Origin of the sequence: Bradyrhizobium sp. (assembly GCF_050014615.1) — a bacterium.
GTDB lineage: Bacteria > Pseudomonadota > Alphaproteobacteria > Rhizobiales > Xanthobacteraceae > Bradyrhizobium.
The window spans coordinates 1-3,923 of record NZ_JBEKCZ010000359.1; the positions used below are offsets into that span (position 1 = coordinate 1).

At 60.8% G+C, this 3,923-nt stretch carries 2 protein-coding genes, 1 tRNA gene and 1 pseudogene; 1 reads left to right on the plus strand and 3 read right to left on the minus strand.

Translation table 11 applies throughout. The annotated features are described in order from the left end of the window. Positions 1–205: 205 nt before the first annotated feature. Positions 206–299: transfer RNA gene (locus tag ABR948_RS29555), tRNA-Ser, on the plus strand. Between the two features lie 118 nt (positions 300–417). Here the strand turns inward: ABR948_RS29555 and ABR948_RS29560 are convergent. The 3 genes and pseudogenes from ABR948_RS29560 to ABR948_RS29570 all read right to left on the minus strand — a co-directional run. Then, positions 418–684 carry a hypothetical protein gene (locus ABR948_RS29560; RefSeq protein ID WP_428124855.1) on the minus strand — a complete coding sequence of 89 codons (267 nt, stop codon included), beginning with the start codon at positions 682–684 and terminating at the stop codon, positions 418–420. Positions 685–2,118: 1,434 nt separating this feature from the next. Further along, a complete protein-coding gene (gatB, locus tag ABR948_RS29565) occupies positions 2,119–3,603 on the minus strand; it encodes an Asp-tRNA(Asn)/Glu-tRNA(Gln) amidotransferase subunit GatB (protein WP_428124857.1) in 1,485 nt (494 codons plus the stop codon). Between the two features lie 90 nt (positions 3,604–3,693). After that, a pseudogene (locus ABR948_RS29570) lies at positions 3,694–3,923 on the minus strand (patatin-like phospholipase family protein); the annotation flags it as partial.

The window sequence follows — 3,923 nt, forward strand, 5'->3', positions numbered from 1 at the left end:
AAGGATGTTGCACAAATAACACGGGCGCGTGATCGAGGCCGCACCGGCGACGCGCACCGTCAGTCCACGGCGGCGCCTCCACGGCTCCCGCATCAGGAATCTGCTGGACAGCCGGGCGTGTCCGAGCGGCTAAATCGCCGGGAATTCGGCGGCGCGCAATCTGCCGCTTGCGGCTCGCCCCCGTGTCGGGCATATCGGCCACAACGGAGCTGTGGCCGAGTGGCTGAAGGCGGCGGTTTGCTAAACCGTTATAGGGTTGTAAAGCCCTATCGAGGGTTCGAATCCCTCCGGCTCCGCCATCCCTCGCCTGTCCGGCCCGGACACATAGGGTAACACCACGTACCTGCCGCTCAGCCCCGACCGGGCTTTGATAGGCCTGCCACCCGAGCAGACCCAACACGGGTCTTGATGCAGAACTTAATGCATCATCATCCAGGCTCGGGCTTCGCGCTGGGCCATCGCGATTTCGACTTCGGACATCATCTCGGCGACCTCGCGACGCATCGCAATGGCATCGGCGCGGCCTTTCACGGCGGCGAGATTGAACCATTTGTGCGCGGCGACCAGATTGACCACGCCGGAACGGCCGCTGGCCCAGTACAGGCCGCGCTCGAACAACACGTCCGGGACCGCGCTTGCATCCACCGGTGTCGCCGCATCCAGATCAATATGCCCCTGAAACATCTGTTATCCCCTTTTTTGATTTTTTGCCGCGCGGTCCGAGCGCGGCTCCTGTCCACTTGTCGAAAACGTCCCGTTATTCTCTCGCCGTTTGCCGGCTTGTTGGGATCATCATGACCGATCAAATTTGAAGAGCAGTTTAAGTATCGCGATGAATCCGGCGTAAACGCGCCCGCGCCGCGCAGTTCCAGAAAATCGCAAGAAGCGCTGTTTTGCTGGGGTTACTGCGGGTTTTCGGAATTTGGTTTACCGTGCGATTTCGCGAAACGATAACCATTGGCCGCGAACGCCTGGGGTAGCTGCAGCCGTCATCACGTCCAGGGCAGACGAGCCGGCACCCAGAGCGTCAGTTACCGATGACGCCGCGGCGTCCTGGATACGCCGCCAATGCCTGTCATCGGAAAAGCCCCGCGATGATCGAGCGCCAACGCACAAAAGCCCCGGGGCTCGCTGCCGTGGCTGATCAGGACAATTCTTCAAGGAGATTAGGGCTGAGGGAGATTTGGCAGATCAATGCCGGGCGCATCGGCACCGGCAGGGAACGAGGGCGTCGGCGAACACGTCAGGACCAAATCTCAGCCGGGGCTTTGGGCCCCCGTGAAATTGCGGATCTCAAGATCCGCACCGAACGAAGAAAACCTGTTTCTTCTGCCGGACCGTTTTTTCGAAGGAGCGAACTCCCCGATCGTACGATCCAGCCGTTTGACCTGATGTCTCGCCGACACCCTCTTTCGTCGACCAGAGCCGTCTTTCAAAATCTGCTTCGAGAAGCAAACCGTCCTGAGGGCTCGTGTGACGTGCCGGCATCAAGCCGCCGGCAATTTTTCAGAAGCGAGATTTACTTCTTCTTCTTGGCGACCTTGCGGGTCTTCTTCGCAGTCTTCTTCACTGCGCTCTTCGCCTTCTTTGCCTTCTTAGCTTTCTTGGCCATGTTGCCCTCCTAATGTAGTGAGATGGCTTAATCGCTGCGTGCACTCGGGAATCGAGTGTTGACGCACCGATGGCTGAGCGCGCGGCGCGCGTTGATCGACAACGCAACAACACATCGGCGCGGCGATGCGCATAGCCCGCGAAAACGCAGCACTTGCGATTGTCAACACCACGAGAAACCACTGTGCCGCAGGCATTTCCGCACTTCACTCATTGTCGCGACGACACCCATTGGATGTCGTTGCGACTCGTCGAGGCCAGCAAAAAGCGCGTTGCATGGACTCTGAGTCGCGATTTTTGGCAATGAAAAAATTTTCATGCTCAGCAGCCTTGCGCCTCATCGCCGCTCGCCAAAACCGGATTTTTGCGAGAATCGCCGCGGCTGATTCGCGGCCGTGATTTCCACATCGCGCGATGCATCGCCGATTATGGTGAACGATTGATGCACGCTTGCGTGCTCATGAACGAGGCGGCGAGTGATGACACAGGCATCACATCGCGCGTGGCTCAGATCCCGAGTTTTGCCTTGAGCAGATCGTTGACCGCTTGCGGATTGGCCTTGCCGCCGGATGATTTCATCACCTGGCCGACGAACCAGCCGATCAACGTGGGCTTGGCCTGGGCTTGCGCGACCTTGTCGGGATTGGCGGCGATGATGTCATCGACCACCTTTTCGATCGCACCGAGGTCGGTGACCTGCTTCATGCCGCGCGCCTCGACCAGTGCGCGCGGGTCGCCGCCTTCCTGCCAGACGATCTCGAACAGGTCCTTGGCGATCTTGCCGGAGATGGTGCCCTCGCCGATCAAATCGACGATCGCGGCCAACTGCACCGCCGACACCGGCGAGCCCGCAATATCACGGCCTTCCTTGTTCAGCCGCCCGAACAGCTCATTGATCACCCAGTTGGCGGCGAGTTTGCCGTCGCGGGCCTGGTCCGCGAGCTTGCCCAGCACGGTTTCAAAGAATTCCGCGCTTTCGCGCTCGGCCACCAGCACGCTGGCGTCGTAGGACGAGAGGCCGAACCCGGCGATGAAGCGGGCTTTCTTCTGGTCCGGCAATTCCGGCAACTGCTGCTTCAGCGCGGCGACATAGGCTTCGCTGAATTCCAGCGGCAACAGGTCGGGGTCCGGAAAATAACGGTAATCATGCGCCTCTTCCTTGGAGCGCATCGAGCGGGTCTCGCCCTTGTTGGGATCGTAGAGCCGGGTTTCCTGGTCGATGGCGCCGCCGTCTTCGAGGATTTCGATCTGGCGCCGCGCCTCGTATTCGATGGCGTCGCCGATAAAGCTGATCGAGTTCATGTTCTTGATCTCGCAGCGGGTGCCGAGCGGACCGCCCGGCTTGCGCACGCTGACATTGACGTCGGCGCGAAGGCTGCCCTTCTCCATGTCGCCGTCGCAGGTGCCGAGATAGCGCAGGATCGAGCGCAGCTTCGACACATAGGCCTTGGCCTGCTCCGAGGAGCGGATATCCGGCTTGGAGACGATCTCCATCAGCGCGACGCCGGAGCGGTTGAGGTCCACCAACGTCATCGTCGGGCTCTGGTCGTGCAGCAACTTGCCGGCATCCTGCTCCAGATGCAGCCGCTCGATGCCGATGGTGGCGCTCTCGCCGCCGGCCAGCTCAACCACCACCTCGCCCTCGCCGACGATTGGCGACTTGTACTGGCTGATCTGGTAGCCTTGCGGCAGATCCGGATAAAAATAGTTCTTGCGGTCGAACACCGAGCGCAGATTGATTTTGGCGTTCAGCCCAAGCCCGGTGCGTACCGCCTGGCGGACGCATTCCTCGTTGATCACAGGCAACATGCCCGGCATCGCCGCGTCGACCAGCGACACATGGCTGTTCGGCTCGCCGCCGAATTCGGTCGAGGCCCCGGAAAACAGCTTTGATTTCGAGGTGACCTGGGCATGGACTTCCAGCCCGATCACCATTTCCCAGTCGCCGCTGGCGCCTTTGATCAGGGCGGATGATTTGACGGGTTTGTTCATGATCTGGCTTCCGAACAAGGTATCTGGGGATCACTGGGCTTCGCGCAACGGCTGGCCCCAGTCAAGCCGCAGATATCGCCGTTTCGATGGTCAAAGCCCGCGGCGGAACGCCTGGTAGGACTTGCTCTGGCGCAGCGCGTCGGCGCCGCTTTCGATCAACAGATCGATCTGCTCCGCCGGCAGGCTGAACCGGGTCGGGATGGCGTTGAGGATACCCGCGCGCGACGGGCCAAGCTGGTCGAAATTGACCCGGTCGATGAAGAAATTGACGTCGCCGCACCGCCAGCTCTTGTCGACGCCGAGGCGCGATCGCTCCGCCG